We start from the raw sequence: 13,135 nt of genomic DNA, 5'->3' as shown, positions 1-13,135 counted from the left end.
TACGCGTCGGAGCCGTTCAGAAACCGAGCTTGCGCAACTGCTTCGGATCGCGCTGCCAGTCCTTGGCCACCCGGACGTGCAGGTCGAGATAGACGCGGCTGCCCAACAGCTCCTCGATCTGCCGCCGGGCCGCAGTGCCCACCGCCTTCAGCCGAGCGCCACGGTGCCCGATCACGATCGCCTTCTGGCTCGACCGCTCGACGTACACGTCGGCGAAGATCTTCATCAGACGGCCCTCGGGGAACATCTCCTCGACCACCACGGCGATGGAGTGCGGCAGCTCGTCGCGTACGCCCTCCAGTGCCGCCTCCCGGATCAGCTCGGCGACCAGCACCTGCTCCGGGTCCTCGGTGAGCATGTCGTCCGGATAGAGCTGAGGAGACTCGGGGAGATACCCCGTCATCACCTCGACCAGGGTGTCCACCTGGTGTCCGGAGACCGCGCTGACCGGCACCACCGCCGCGAACTCGCCCAGCTCGCTGACAGCCAGCAACTGCTCGGCCAGCCGCTTCTTGTCGACCAGGTCGGTCTTGGTGACCACCGCCAGCACGGTCGCCTTCAACTCGGCCAACTCCCCGGTGATGAACCGGTCACCACGACCGACCGGCTCGTCCGCCGGGATGCACAGGCCGATCACGTCGACCTCGCTCCAGGTCTGCCGCACCAGATCGTTGAGCCGCTCCCCCAGCAACGTCCGGGGTCGGTGCAGACCCGGCGTGTCGACCAGCACCAGCTGCGAGTCCGGCCGGTGCAGCACCGCGCGGATGACGTGCCGGGTGGTCTGCGGCTTGTTCGAGGTGATGGCGATCTTCTGGCCGACGATCGCGTTGGTCAACGTGGACTTGCCGGCGTTCGGCCGCCCCACGAAACACGCGAACCCGGCCCGGTAGTCCCGCTCGCCCGGACCGGCGTCCCTCGCGCTCATGCCCGCACTCCGCTCGCTCATGCCGGCACTCCGACGTGGTCGCGGCTCATGCGGTCACCGTGCCGAGGACCGTGCCGTCGGGGGCGGCGAGGTGCACCGGGGCGTCGGCGGCCAGGTCGCGTACGGCCGCGTAGCCGGCGCCGTCCAGGGTGGACGCCTCGGTCACCACCACGGCGGCCTCCAGCCGCGTGGCGCCCGCCGCAGCCGCCGAGGCGACCGCCAACTGGAGCGCGGTGATCGTCAACGAGGGCAGCGACACGCTCGCCGCCGCGTACGTGCGACCGTCCTGGTCCCGGACGGCCGCGCCCTCCACGGCACCCACCCGACCCCGGGCACCCCGGGCGAGGATGACCAGCTTGCCGTCCTCGGCGCTCAGTTCGGCCTCGGCGGGCAGGGCGGTCGGCACGGCGGGTGACTCAGGCATCGGCGGGCAGCCTCTCCTCGGATCGGTCGGTGTCGCCCCGGGAGGCCGTCGCCTCGCCACCCGGGTTCTCCTGCGTGTCGGACGGCTCGACCCGGTGCACCAGCACCGTGTCGATCCGGTTGCGGCGGCCGGTGGTGCCCTCGGCGATCAGCCGGAGGCCGGACACCTCCGCCTCGGCGCCGGGGATCGGCACCCGGCCGAGGGACTGGGCGAGCAGACCGCCCACCGTCTCGACCTCGTCGTGCGGCAGCTCGGTGTCGAACAACTCGCCGAGCGCCTCCACCGGCAGCCGGGCGGTGACCCGCACCGCGCCGTCCGGCAACTGCTCGATCGGCGGGCGCTCGACGTCGTACTCGTCGGTGATCTCCCCGACGATCTCTTCGAGGATGTCCTCGATGGTGACCAGACCACCGGTGCCGCCGTACTCGTCGACCACGATGACCAGGTGGTTGCGGGCAGCCTGCATCTCGGAGAGCAGGTCGTCGACGGGCTTGGACTCCGGCACGAAGGTCGCCGGCCGCATCAGCTCGGCGACCGGAAGCTGCCGGTCCTCGGCGGCCCCGCCCTGGGTACGCCGGATCAGGTCCTTGAGATAGAGGATGCCGAGCACGTCGTCGACGCTCTCGCCGATCACCGGGATCCGGGAGAACCCGGAGCGCAGGAACAACACGAGCGCCTGGGACAGGTTCTTGCCCGACTCGATCCACACCATCTCGGTCCGGGGCACCATAACCTCGCGGGCGATGGTGTCGCCGAGCGCGAAGACCGAGTGGATCATCTGCCGCTCGCCGTGCTCCACCACGCCCCGCTGCTCCGCGAGGTCGACCAGTTCACGCAGCTCGACCTGGGTGGCGAACGGTCCCTCGCGGAAACCGCGCCCGGGCGTCACCGCGTTGCCGATCAGGATCAGCAGCGACGCCAGCGGGTTGAGCACCCGGCCCAGCCAGCGCACCAGCGGCGCGGCCGAGCGACCCACCGCGTACGCGTGCTGCCGGCCGAGGGTACGCGGACCGACGCCGACCACCACGAAGCTGACCACGGTCATCGCCCCGGCGGTGACCAGTGCCGCCCGCCAGCCCGCGCCGAAGGTGTCCACCGCGACCAGCGCCACCAGCGTGGTGGCGGTCAGCTCGGCGAGCAGCCGGAGCAGCAGCAGGAGGTTGAGGTGCCGGACCACGTCACCGGCGACCGCCTGGAGCGTACGGGCTCCCCGGGCTCCGTCACGGGCCAGTTCGGCGGCGCGGGCCGGGGAGACCGCGGCCAGGGCGGCCTCGGTCATCGCGATCAGGCCGGCGAGCACCACCAGCCCGGCCGCGAAGACGAGCAGTTGCAGATCGGGTAGGCCGGTGGCGGGCGCGGCCAGCACAGTGTCCATCACCGGGAGCGGGTCGACCGCCAGCTGGACAGCAGCCGGGCCTGGAGCCCGAACATCTCCCGCTCCTCCTCCGGCTCCGCGTGGTCGTAGCCGAGCAGGTGCAGCACGCCGTGCACGGTGAGCAGGTGCAGCTCGTCGGCGGCACCGTGCCCGGCGGTCGCGGCCTGTTTCGCCGCCACCTCCGGGCAGAGCACGATGTCACCGAGCAGGGCCGGCTCGCCACCGGCGGCGGCGTTCTCCCCCGGCCCGTGGTCGACACTGCCCTCGTCCATGGGGAACGCGAGCACGTCGGTCGGACCGTCGCCGCCCATCCAGCGATGGTTCAGCTCGGTCATGTAGTCGATGTCGACCAGCAGCACGGAGAGTTCGGCGAGGGGGTTGACCCCCATCTCGTCGAGCGCGTGCCGGGCGACGGCGAGCACGGCGTCGGTGTCGACCTCGACACCGGACTCGTTGGCGATCTCGATGGACAACTGTCTTCCCTCGGTCTAGCGGCGCCGGCCGGCGCGGTTGCCCTGGGCAGTGCGCCCGGCCACCGCGTGCACGCCCTGGGCCTGCTGGTTCTCGCGCTCGGCGTCCCACCGGGCGTACGCGTCGACGATCTCACCGACCAGTCGGTGTCGCACCACGTCGGCGCTGGAGAGCTGCGCGAAGTGCACGTCCGGCACGCCTTCCAGGATCTCCCGGACCACGCGCAGCCCGCTGGTGGTCCCGCCGGGCAGGTCCACCTGGGTGACGTCACCGGTCACCACGATCTTGGAACCGAACCCGAGCCGGGTGAGGAACATCTTCATCTGCTCGGGCGTGGTGTTCTGCGCCTCGTCGAGAATGATGAACGCGTCATTTAACGTCCTACCGCGCATGTACGCCAGCGGGGCGACCTCGATGGTGCCCGCCGCCATCAGCTTCGGAATGGTCTCCGGGTCCAGCATGTCGTGCAGCGCGTCGTAGAGCGGGCGCAGGTAGGGGTCGATCTTCTCGTTGAGCGTGCCGGGCAGGAAGCCCAGCCGCTCCCCCGCCTCGACCGCCGGTCGGGTCAGGATGATCCGGTTGACCTGCTTGGCCTGCAACGCCTGGACCGCCTTCGCCATGGCGAGGTAGGTCTTGCCGGTGCCGGCCGGGCCGATGCCGAAGACGATGGTGTGCGCGTCGATCGCGTCGACGTAGCGCTTCTGCCCGAGCGTCTTGGGGCGGATGGTCCGCCCGCGCCGGGACAGGATGTTGAGCGTCAGGACCTCTGCGGGCCGCTCCGCGCCGCCCTGTTCGAGCATGCCGACGGTACGCCGGACGGCGTCTGTGGTCAGGGTCTCGCCTTTCTCGATCAGTTCGAGGAGTTCGCTGAAGATCCGCTCGGCGAGGGCGTTGTCGGCGGGAGCACCGGTGATCGTGATCTCGTTGCCGCGTACGTGCACGTCACTGTTCACGGAGCGCTCGACCAGTCGCAGGATCTCGTCACCCGCGCCGAGGAGGTTGACCATGATCTTCGAGTCGGGGACCGTGATCTTGGTCTGCACCCGGGGCGGGTCGGGAGGTGGGGTGCCGGTCATAGGTCGGGCCGAGGGGCCCTGCGCCACCTGCTCTCGATCTCGGCGCCGGGCCTGCTGCCACGGCGTGCGGACGTTGACTCCATCGTATCGTTTCCCCGCCGGGGACACGCCGCCCATTTACCTCGGGGCGGCCGGTCGCGACCCTCTGGTGCGCCTGCCCACCCCGGCGCGGACCGGTGACCGCAACGGGATCCGACGACTGGCGCACAAGTAGACAAAAGAGTCAGCCGTCGGCCCGGAAGTCGTACCCGTCGAAGGTCTCCTGCCGTCGGGTGAACCGGTAGGTCGCCCAGTGCATCCGGACCACCTCGCCGGCGGAGTCCCGGGTCAGCCGGAGCAGTTCGCCTACCTCCCGGCCGGAGACCGTCCGGAACACGTCCGGCTGCTCCGGCACCGGTGCGAAGACCGCCGGCGGCCTCTCCGTCGGGTCACCGGCACCCCGCGCTTGCAGGGCACCGTCGTGCCAGCCGAAGACGTACTCGAAACCCTCGCCCCACCAGCGGCCGAGCAGCCCTCGCAGGTGCTCCGGGGCCGGCGTGCCCGGCCGCCACGGCACGATGTCGGCCGGGTCGTGCTCGACCGCGGCGGCGAGCAGCCGGTGCGGCAGTTCCAGCAGGTCCACGGCGGTACCGGAGGAACCCAGCACGGCGGCGCCGAACGCGGCGGGCGCCCCCTCGCCGCCCCGCCGGCCGTACACCCCGGCCAGGAACCCGGGCATCGCCCCGTCGTGCCCGACGTGCACCACCCGCTGTCCCTGCGGCACCAGGATCAGGCCCAGGCCGAAGCCGGCGGACCACGTCGTCTCGTCGGTGACCGTCACCGGCCAGCGCATCTCCTCCAGCGTGGCCGGCGCGAGCACCCCGCCGGTCGGGTCCAGGGCCGCCGGGTCGGCCAGGTACGCGGCCCAGCGGGCCATGTCACCGGCGGTGCTCCACAACTGCGCGGCGGGCCCGACCGCGCCGAAGTCGGTCGGCGGCTCCGGGCGCGCCTCGTCGGAGTACGCGTCCACCAGGAACCCGGTCGCCGCGCGGGGACCCGGCTCGACCGTGGTCGCGGTCAGCCCCAGCGGAGTGAGCACCCGCTCGGTCAGCACCTCGGCCCAGGTCCCGCCCCGCACCCGGCCGACCAGCCGGCCCAGCAGCGCCATGCCCAGGTTCGAGTAGTGGTAGCGGCGACCCGGCGGCAGCACCCGCTCCGCCCGGGCCAGCTCGGCGACCAGCCGGTCGGCGTCCGGCGCCCGCAACGTGTCCCAGACGTCGCCGTACGGCTCCCGTTGCAGGCCGGCGGTGTGCGACAGCAACCGGCGCACGGTCAGCTCGCCGTGCGCCGGCAGGTCCAGGTGCCGGTCCAGCGGGTCGTCGAGGTCGAGCAGGCCGTCGTCGCGGCACTGGAGGGTGAGCACGGCGGTGAACGTCTTGGTCACCGACCCGATCCGGAACCGGGTGTCCTCGTCCAGCGCGGTGTCGTTGCCGGTGCCGCCGACCACGCACGTCCACAGCGGGCGGTCCGCCCGGTGCACCGCCGCCGCCACGGCCGGCACCCGTCCCCGCGCCTGGACCTCCCGGACCATCCGGTCGAGTCGACCGGTGGCGGCTGTGGTCACGCCACGCTCCGGGCCAGCATCGGCCCGAGCGGCGCACCACCCAACAGGTGCGCGTGCACGTGGAAGACCTCCTGACCGCCGTACGCCCCGGTGTTGAACATCAGCCGGAAGCCGTCCCCGAGCAGCCCCTCGTCCTCGGCCACCGCGGCGGCCGTGGCCAGTACCTCACCGGCCAGCGCCGGATCGCCGGCGGCCAGGGTGGCCACGTCGGCGTAGTGCTCCTTGGGGATGACGAGGACGTGCACCGGCGCCTTCGGGTCGATGTCGCGGAAGGCGAGCGTGGTGGGGGTCTCGCGGACCACGGTGGCCGGGATCTCCCCGGCGACGATCCGGCAGAACAGGCAGTCAGGAGTACTCACCGGGGCAGTGTAAGGAAGGGCCCCCTACTAACGCCTCGTGTATAGGAAGGGTCCCTTCCTTACATCTGGGCGGGTGCGGCAGGATGGCGCGCATGTCGGGGCGGGCGGTACTGGTCACGGGTGGGTCACGCGGCATCGGACGGGCGGTGGTCACGGCGTTCGCCGCCTCCGGCGACCGGGTGGCGATCCACCACCGCGACTCGGCAGACCTGGCCGAGGCGTTGCGGGCCGCGCTTCCCGGCGACGGCCATCTGGTGGTCCGCACCGACCTGGCCGACCCCGACGCGGTACGGGCGATGGTGGACGAGGCGGCGGAACGACTCGGCGGGCTCGACGTACTCGTCAACAACGCCGGGGTGTTCGGCCCGGCCGATCCACCGCACCCGGTCTTCGAGAGCAGCTACGAGCAGTGGCAGAGACGGTGGCGCGAGATTCTCGACACCAACCTGCTCGGTGCCGCCAACGCCGCCTGGTGCGCGGCCCAGCACATGCGCTCGGGCGGCGGGCGCATCGTCAACGTATCGTCGCGCGGCGCGTTCCGGGGCGAGCCTGCCAACCCGGCGTACGGGGCCAGCAAGGCCGGGCTCAACGCGATGGCCCAGTCGCTTGCGGTGGCCCTGGCGCCGTACGGCATCGCGGTCGCCACGGTCGCGCCCGGTTTCGTGGCGACCGACATGACCAACGAGCACCTGAAGTCGCCGCGCGGCGACGCGGTCCGGGCACAGAGCCCGTTCGACCGGGTGGCCCGCCCCGAGGAGATCGCGGCGGCGGTGCACTGGTTGGCCAGCCCCGAGGCGGAGTGGGCCTCCGGCACCATCGTGGACCTCAACGGCGCCTCCTACCTGCGCACCTAGAGACCCCCGGCCGGAGAGCGCCGCGTCCGGCCGCAAACCGTTGCGTCCGTTGAAGCAGAGCAAAGGGGCCGAGGTGCATTACCCCGGCCCGGCCACGACCCGTCGGGCAGGGCGTACCGGCCTCGCCGCGCGGGCGTGGCCGGTGACGGTCACCAGCGCAGCAGTCGGGTGGCGAGCACGGCCAGCGCGGCCACCCCGGCCGTGGAGGTACGCAGCACCGACGGGCCGAGCCGGACCGGACGCGCGCCCGCCTCCTGGAAGGCCGCCAGCTCGGCCGGAGTGATGCCGCCTTCCGGGCCGACCACCAGCACGATCTCGCCCCGGTCGGGCAACTCGACGGTGGTCAGCCGGTCGCTCGCCTCCTCGTGCAGCACATAGCCGGCGGCGGCCCCCGCGATCCGGCGGGCCACCGACGTGCCGGACTCGTCCGGGGCACCGGCGACCACCGGCAGCCACGCCCGACGGGCCTGCTTCGCCGCCTCCCGGGCGGTCGCCACCCACTTGGCCCGGGCGCGTACGCCTCGTTCGCCGCGCCACTGCACCACCGAGCGGGACGCCGCCCAGGGGACGATCTCGTCCACGCCCGTCTCGGTCATCGCCTGCACGGCCAGCTCACCCCGGTCGCCCTTGGCGATGCCCTGCACCACCACCAGTCGCGGGTGCGCCGCGTCGACGTACCCGCGAGCGGTGATGTCCAGGTCGAGGGTGCCCCGGCCGACGGCGGTGACCACCGCCTCGGCGGTGCCGCCCCGACCGTCGGCGAGCAGCAGCTCCTCGCCGACCCGGAGCCGCTGCACGGTGGCCGCGTGGTGGCCCTCCGGCCCGCCGAGCACCGTCGAGTCGGTGGTGGGCAGCGACTCGACCAGGAAGAGCGGAGCGGACACCTCAGGCGTGGCCGTTGAAGGCGTCGCGCATCCGGGAGAAGAACCCGCCCTGCTTGCTGAGCTCGGCGACCTCCTCGCCCCGGGTCACCGCGAACTCCCGCAACATCCGCTCCTGGTCGGCGTCGAGCTTGGTCGGGGTACGCACGTCGAGGTGGACGTAGAGGTCGCCCCGACCGGCACCGCGCAGGTGCGGTACGCCCCGGGCCCGTAGCCGCAGCGTGCTGCCCGGCTGGGTGCCCGGCTTCACGTCGACCGGCTCCTCGCTGTCCAGCGTCTTGATGGTCAGCCGGGTGCCGAGCGCGGCGGCGGTCATCGGCACGGTGACCCGGCAGTGCAGGTCGTCGCCCTTGCGGGAGAAGACGTCGTGCGGCCGCTCGTGGATCTCCACATAGAGGTCACCGGCGGTGCCGCCACCCGGGCCGACCTCGCCCTGCTGCGCCAGGCGGATCCGCATCCCGTCCTCGACGCCGGCCGGGATCTTCACGGTCAGCGAGCGGCGGGTGCGGACCCGGCCGTCACCGGCGCAGGTGGGGCAGGGGTGCGGGATGGTCGTGCCGTAGCCCTGGCAGACCGTGCACGGCCGGGCGGAGACCACCTGGCCGAGGAAGGTGCGCTGCACCGACTGCACCTCGCCCCGACCACCGCACGCCTCGCAGGTGGCCAGGTGGGTGCCGGCGGCGGTACCGGCCCCGGTGCAGGTGGTGCAGAGCACGGCGGTGTCGACCGTGATCGGTGCCTCGACCCCGAAGGCGGTCTCCTGCAGGTCCAGTTCGAGCCGCAGGATCGCGTCGGCCCCGGGCCGGGTACGCGGTCGCGGGCCACGCCCGGCGCCGGTGGCCCCGCCGAAGAAGGCGTCCATGATGTCCTGGAAGCCGACGAAGGGTCCGGCGCCACCGGGGCCGCCCGGCCCACCGGCACCGCCGCCGCCCGGGGCGAGCGGGTCGCCACCGAGGTCGACGATCTGCCGTTTCCGGTCGTCGGACAACACCTCGTACGCGGCGTTGATGTCCTTGAACTTCTCCTGGGCCTCCGGGTCCGGATTCACGTCCGGGTGGAACTGGCGCGCCAGCTTGCGGTAGGCGCGCTTGATCTCGTCGTCGGAGGCCCCTCGGCTCACGCCGAGAATGCCGTAGTAGTCCCTGGCCACTGGGTTCCGTGTCCTCGTGTTCGTCTCGCGTTACGCCGGTCGGTGGCGGCAGCCTGCCGTCGGCCCTGACTGGTCAGTTCTGGGCCAGCAGCTCGCCCACGTAGCGTGCCACGGCCCTCACCGTGGCGATTGTTCCGGGGTAGTCCATCCGGGTCGGACCCAGCACGCCCATCCCCCCGACGATGGTCGCGCCCGGGCCGTATCCGGTGCTGACCACGGACGCCGCCCGCAGGTTGTCGATCTGGTTCTCGTCGCCGATGCGGACCCGCAGCGTGCTCGGCTCGACCTCGCCGATGAGCTTGAGCAGCACCACCTCCTCCTCGAGCGCTTCGAGGATGGGGCGCAGCGACCCCTGGAAGTCGAGCAGGCCGCCCCGGGCCAGGTTGGCGGTGCCGGCCAGGGCGAGCCGCTCCTCGTGCCGTTCGACGAGGGTCTCCAGCAGGACGGTGGAGAGCGTGGTCATGGCCGCCCGCAGGTGCGGCGCGCACTCGTCGATGAGTGTCTGCACCAGCGGTGGCGTGTCGGACAGGCGGGTGCCGACCAGCTTCTCGTTGACGAGTCGGCGCAGGTCCAGGACGTCGTCGGCGGGGACCGGCGCGGGCAGTTCGACCAGCCGCTGCTCGACCCGGCCGGTGTCGGCGATCATCACCAGCGTCAGCCGGGTGGTGGAGATCGGCACGAGTTCCAGGTGCCGGACGGTGGAGCGGGCCAGGCTCGGGTACTGCACCACGGCGACCTGACGGGTGAGTTGCGCGAGCAGGCGTACGGTGCGGTGCACCACGTCGTCGAGGTCCACCGCGCCGACCAGGAACCGTTCGATCGCCCGCCGTTCGGCGGGGCTGAGCGGCTTGACCCGACTGAGCCGGTCGACGAAGAGTCGGTAGCCACGGTCGGTGGGCACCCGCCCGGCACTCGTGTGCGGCTGGCGGATGTAGCCCTCCTCCTCCAGCACGGCCATGTCGTTGCGGACCGTGGCGGGGGACACACCGAGTTGGTGCCGTTCGACGAGGGCCTTGCTGCCGACCGGCTCCTGGGTGGCGACGTAGTCCTCGACGATCGCCCGGAGCACGGCGAGTTTCCGGTCGTCGAGACCCATCCTCCCCACCTCCTGTCGCAGGTCAGCCCGGAGCGCCCGGAGTGCCAGAGGAACACTCTGGCACTCGACTGTAGCGAGTGCCAGTCTACGTCGGCGTTCCCGTGCCCGCGATGATCAAGACTTCCCGGATGTCCGGAAACCGATCGGCGGGTTGACACTCCCCGGTGTCGCTATGGTGCGCCGTTGCCGCTGGCACCTACCGTGACCACATGACTGAACCACCTCGTCCCCCAGGATCCGGCGACGACCCCACGTCCCCACTGTCGGGCTCGTCGGGCCAGCCCGGCTATCCCCCGCCCGGCGGCTATCCGCCGCCCACCGGCGACCAGCCCCCGTCGCCCGGCGGCTACGGCACTCCGGGTGACTACCCCCCGCCCGGCGGCTACCCGCCGCCCGGCGGTTATCCCCCGCCGGGTGAGTACCCCCCGCCGGGCGGCGCGCCCGGTGTCGGGTACCCGACGGGCGGTTACGGTCCCCCCGGCGGCGGCTACGCCAGCAACGAGGACAAGACCTGGACCCTGATCGCCCACTTCGGCGGCCCGCTCGGGGTGGTCGTGGGCGGCGGTCTGCTGGGCTGGGTCGCGCCGCTGATCGCGATGATGACCCGGGGGCAGCAGAGCCCGGTGGTCCGGGCGCACTCGGTGGCCGCCCTGAACTTCCAGCTCACCTGGGCCATCGCCGGGCTGCTCAGCTGGGTGCTCACCGCGATCACCTGCGGGCTGCTGTTCTTCGTGCCGTTCCTGGTCTGGATCGTGCCGGTGATCTTCGGGATCATCGCCGGGGTCAAGGCCAACGAGGGCGCCCTCTACCGGTACCCGATGACCTACGCCTTCGTGAAGCGCTGATCTCGGCTTCGTGAAGCCCTGACCTCGGGGACGGCGGTCAGGGCAGCAGGTCCCGCACCACGGCGTCGGCGAGCAGCCGGCCGCGCACCGTGAGAACGGCGCGGCCGGCCGCGTGGGCGGGCGCGGCGAGCAGTCCCTGCGCCACCGCCCGCGCGGCAGCGGCCCGACCGGCGTCGTCGAGGACGTCCAGCGGCAGCCCGGACGCGAGCCGCAGCCGGAGCATGACGTCCTCCATGTGCGCCTCGCCGTCGGTGAGCACCTCCCGGGCCGACCCGGGAGGCTCACCGGCGGCCAGCCGTCTCGCGTACTCGCGGGGGTGTTTGACGTTCCACCAGCGCACGCCACCGACGTGGCTGTGCGCCCCCGGGCCGAGGCCCCACCAGTCGCCGCCGGTCCAGTACAGCAGGTTGTGCCGGCACCGGGCGGCCGGCGTCCGCGCCCAGTTGGACACCTCGTACCAGGAGAAACCGGCCGCGCCGAGGGCGGCCTCGGCGGCCAGGTAACGCTCCGCGGCGACGTCGTCGTCCGGGTACGGCAACTCGCCGCGACGCATCCGCGCGGCCAGCCGGGTGCCGTCCTCGACGATCAGGGCGTACGCGCTGACGTGGTCGACGCCCGCCGCCACCACCTGGGCCAACGACTCGGCGAAGTCCTCCGCCCGCTCCCCCGGCGTCCCGTAGATCAGGTCCAGGTTGACGTGCGCGAAACCGGCGTCACGCGCCTCCAGTGCGGCGGCCGGTGCGCGACCGGCCCGGTGCCGACGGTCGAGCACGGCGAGCACCCCGGGCGTGGCCGACTGCATGCCGAGCGAGATCCGGGTGTAGCCGGCGGCCCGCAGCTCCTTGAGCGAGACGGGGTCGACCGACTCCGGGTTGGCCTCGGTGGTCACCTCGACGTCGGGTGCCAGCCCCCAGGTGCGGTCGATCGCGTCGAGGATGCGGGCCAGGTCGTCGGCGGGCAGCAGGGTGGGGGTACCGCCGCCGACGAAGACCGTCTCCACCCGGCCCGGTGGTGTCCCGTCCAGCACCCGCGCGGCCAGCGCCAGCTCGGCGAGCACCGTGTCCGCGTACCCCTCGCGACTCGCGCCGCCGCCGAGTTCCTCCGCGGTGTACGTGTTGAAGTCGCAGTAGCCGCAGCGGCTGGCGCAGAACGGCACGTGCACGTACACCCCGAAGCCCCGCTGCCCGACGTGGGCGCGGGCGGAGGCGGGCAGCGACCCGTCGACGGGTACGGGTTCGCCTGCTGGAAGGAGGCCGGGCATGGCCACTAGTGTGCCCTCACATGACCTCTCCCGACGCGTTCGTGCGGGTCGCCACGGCCCGCGGGGTGACCACCCTCACCCTGGACAGTCCGCACAACCGCAACGCGCTCTCCACCCCGTTGATGACCGAGCTGCTGGCCGGGCTGGCCGCCGCGGTCGCCGACGACGCGGTCCGGGTGATCGTGCTGGACCACACCGGCCCGGTCTTCTGTTCCGGGGCGGACCTGAAGGAGACGGCGGCGGCGTACGCCAGCGGGACGGTCCCCGCCGGGATGCTGGGTGACGTGCTCGCGGCGGTCCGGGAGTGCCCGAAGCCGGTGCTGGCCCGGGTGGCCGGTCCCGCGCGGGCCGGCGGGCTGGGCCTGATCGCCGCGGCCGACCTGGCGGTCTGCGCGGCGGAGGCCACCTTCGCCTTCACCGAGGTACGGATCGGGGTGATCCCGGCAGTGATCTCGGCGACGGTGCTGCCCCGGCTGCTGCCCCGGGCGGCGGCCGAGCTGTACCTCACCGGGGACACCTTCGACGGCCGGCGGGCCGCCGAGATCGGCCTGGTCACCGCTGCGGTGCCCGGCGACGAGCTGGACGCCACGGTGCGGCGCTACCTCGACTCGCTGGTGCGCGGCGCGCCGACGGCGCTGGCCGGCGCGAAGGACCTGCTGCACCGCCCGGCCGGCACCGACCTGCGCGCCGAGCTGGCGGAGCTGTCCGCGCTCTCCACCGGCTACTTCCTCTCCGGCGACGGCATCGAGGGGGTCACCGCGTTCCGGGAAAAGCGCCCACCCCGCTGGGTCGCCGAACTCGACAGGTGAGGACTG

Annotated in this window: 14 protein-coding genes; 3 read left to right on the top strand and 11 right to left on the bottom strand. The window is 72.8% G+C overall.

Annotated features, from left to right (window positions below; genetic code table 11):
* Positions 1–16: 16 nt before the first annotated feature.
* The 7 genes from era to ABZ738_RS29905 all read right to left on the bottom strand — a co-directional run bounded on the left by era (position 17) and on the right by ABZ738_RS29905 (position 6,233).
* Positions 17–925 carry a GTPase Era gene (gene era / locus ABZ738_RS29935; RefSeq protein WP_357218666.1) on the bottom strand — a complete coding sequence of 303 codons (909 nt, stop codon included), beginning with the start codon at positions 923–925 and terminating at the stop codon, positions 17–19.
* A gap of 46 nt (positions 926–971) precedes the next feature.
* Complete coding sequence (locus ABZ738_RS29930) at positions 972–1,349, bottom strand: cytidine deaminase (RefSeq protein ID WP_131053822.1); 378 nt, start codon at positions 1,347–1,349, stop codon at positions 972–974.
* Positions 1,342–2,748: a hemolysin family protein gene (locus ABZ738_RS29925; protein ID WP_176096024.1), complete on the bottom strand. Its 1,407-nt coding sequence runs from the start codon at positions 2,746–2,748 to the stop codon at positions 1,342–1,344. Before ABZ738_RS29925 ends, ABZ738_RS29930 begins: the two co-directional genes overlap by 8 nt.
* A complete protein-coding gene (gene ybeY / locus ABZ738_RS29920; protein ID WP_131053820.1) occupies positions 2,724–3,197 on the bottom strand; it encodes an rRNA maturation RNase YbeY in 474 nt (157 codons plus the stop codon). Before ybeY ends, ABZ738_RS29925 begins: the two co-directional genes overlap by 25 nt.
* A gap of 15 nt (positions 3,198–3,212) precedes the next feature.
* Positions 3,213–4,271 carry a PhoH family protein gene (locus ABZ738_RS29915; protein ID WP_357218661.1) on the bottom strand — a complete coding sequence of 353 codons (1,059 nt, stop codon included), beginning with the start codon at positions 4,269–4,271 and terminating at the stop codon, positions 3,213–3,215.
* Between the two features lie 223 nt (positions 4,272–4,494).
* A complete protein-coding gene (locus ABZ738_RS29910) occupies positions 4,495–5,841 on the bottom strand; it encodes a serine hydrolase domain-containing protein (protein WP_357218707.1) in 1,347 nt (448 codons plus the stop codon).
* A gap of 29 nt (positions 5,842–5,870) precedes the next feature.
* Positions 5,871–6,233, bottom strand: a complete 363-nt coding sequence (locus ABZ738_RS29905; protein ID WP_176095306.1) for a histidine triad nucleotide-binding protein — start codon at positions 6,231–6,233, stop codon at positions 5,871–5,873.
* 92 nt (positions 6,234–6,325) lie between these two features.
* On the opposite strand from ABZ738_RS29905, the gene ABZ738_RS29900 reads away from it, so the two are divergent.
* On the top strand, positions 6,326–7,087 hold the full coding sequence (locus tag ABZ738_RS29900; RefSeq protein WP_357218657.1) for an SDR family oxidoreductase: 762 nt from the start codon (positions 6,326–6,328) through the stop codon (positions 7,085–7,087).
* A gap of 149 nt (positions 7,088–7,236) precedes the next feature.
* Here the strand turns inward: ABZ738_RS29900 and ABZ738_RS29895 are convergent, their stop codons facing one another.
* The 3 genes from ABZ738_RS29895 to hrcA form a co-directional block, all read right to left on the bottom strand.
* Positions 7,237–7,971, bottom strand: a complete 735-nt coding sequence (locus ABZ738_RS29895) for a 16S rRNA (uracil(1498)-N(3))-methyltransferase (protein WP_357218654.1) — start codon at positions 7,969–7,971, stop codon at positions 7,237–7,239.
* 1 nt (position 7,972) lies between these two features.
* Positions 7,973–9,118 (bottom strand): molecular chaperone DnaJ, encoded by a 1,146-nt coding sequence (gene dnaJ, locus ABZ738_RS29890; RefSeq protein WP_131053814.1) that lies wholly within the window; start codon positions 9,116–9,118, stop codon positions 7,973–7,975.
* Positions 9,119–9,191: 73 nt separating this feature from the next.
* The gene (gene hrcA / locus ABZ738_RS29885) at positions 9,192–10,214 is read right to left on the bottom strand and encodes a heat-inducible transcriptional repressor HrcA (protein WP_131053813.1); all 1,023 of its coding nucleotides are present in this window, start codon (positions 10,212–10,214) and stop codon (positions 9,192–9,194) included.
* Between the two features lie 209 nt (positions 10,215–10,423).
* On the opposite strand from hrcA, the gene ABZ738_RS29880 reads away from it, so the two are divergent.
* Positions 10,424–11,059: a DUF4870 domain-containing protein gene (locus ABZ738_RS29880; protein ID WP_176095308.1), complete on the top strand. Its 636-nt coding sequence runs from the start codon at positions 10,424–10,426 to the stop codon at positions 11,057–11,059.
* A 37-nt stretch (positions 11,060–11,096) separates the two neighbouring features.
* On the opposite strand, the gene hemW is transcribed toward ABZ738_RS29880, so the two are convergent.
* A complete protein-coding gene (gene hemW / locus ABZ738_RS29875) occupies positions 11,097–12,320 on the bottom strand; it encodes a radical SAM family heme chaperone HemW (RefSeq protein ID WP_357218649.1) in 1,224 nt (407 codons plus the stop codon).
* 20 nt (positions 12,321–12,340) lie between these two features.
* On the opposite strand from hemW, the gene ABZ738_RS29870 reads away from it, so the two are divergent.
* Positions 12,341–13,129 carry an enoyl-CoA hydratase-related protein gene (locus ABZ738_RS29870; RefSeq protein ID WP_131054643.1) on the top strand — a complete coding sequence of 263 codons (789 nt, stop codon included), beginning with the start codon at positions 12,341–12,343 and terminating at the stop codon, positions 13,127–13,129.
* Positions 13,130–13,135: the final 6 nt, after the last annotated feature.

The organism is Micromonospora sp. NPDC047793, assembly GCF_040642635.1.
Lineage (GTDB): Bacteria > Actinomycetota > Actinomycetes > Mycobacteriales > Micromonosporaceae > Micromonospora.
Note: the sequence above shows the minus strand (reverse complement) of the source record. Positions and strands in the feature narration are given on the sequence as shown.

Bases quoted from the DNA above. Each gene is read 5' to 3' on its own strand.
- era (WP_357218666.1), bottom strand. From the start codon at position 925: ATGAGCGCGAGGGACGCCGGTCCGGGCGAGCGGGACTACCGGGCCGGG.
- ABZ738_RS29930 (WP_131053822.1), bottom strand. From the start codon at position 1,349: ATGCCTGAGTCACCCGCCGTGCCGACCGCCCTGCCCGCCGAGGCCGAA.
- ABZ738_RS29915 (WP_357218661.1), bottom strand. From the start codon at position 4,271: ATGACCGGCACCCCACCTCCCGACCCGCCCCGGGTGCAGACCAAGATC.
- ABZ738_RS29910 (WP_357218707.1), bottom strand. From the start codon at position 5,841: ATGGTCCGGGAGGTCCAGGCGCGGGGACGGGTGCCGGCCGTGGCGGCG.
- ABZ738_RS29900 (WP_357218657.1), top strand. From the start codon at position 6,326: ATGTCGGGGCGGGCGGTACTGGTCACGGGTGGGTCACGCGGCATCGGA.
- hrcA (WP_131053813.1), bottom strand. From the start codon at position 10,214: ATGGGTCTCGACGACCGGAAACTCGCCGTGCTCCGGGCGATCGTCGAG.
- ABZ738_RS29880 (WP_176095308.1), top strand. From the start codon at position 10,424: ATGACTGAACCACCTCGTCCCCCAGGATCCGGCGACGACCCCACGTCC.
- hemW (WP_357218649.1), bottom strand. From the start codon at position 12,320: ATGCCCGGCCTCCTTCCAGCAGGCGAACCCGTACCCGTCGACGGGTCG.
- ABZ738_RS29870 (WP_131054643.1), top strand. From the start codon at position 12,341: ATGACCTCTCCCGACGCGTTCGTGCGGGTCGCCACGGCCCGCGGGGTG.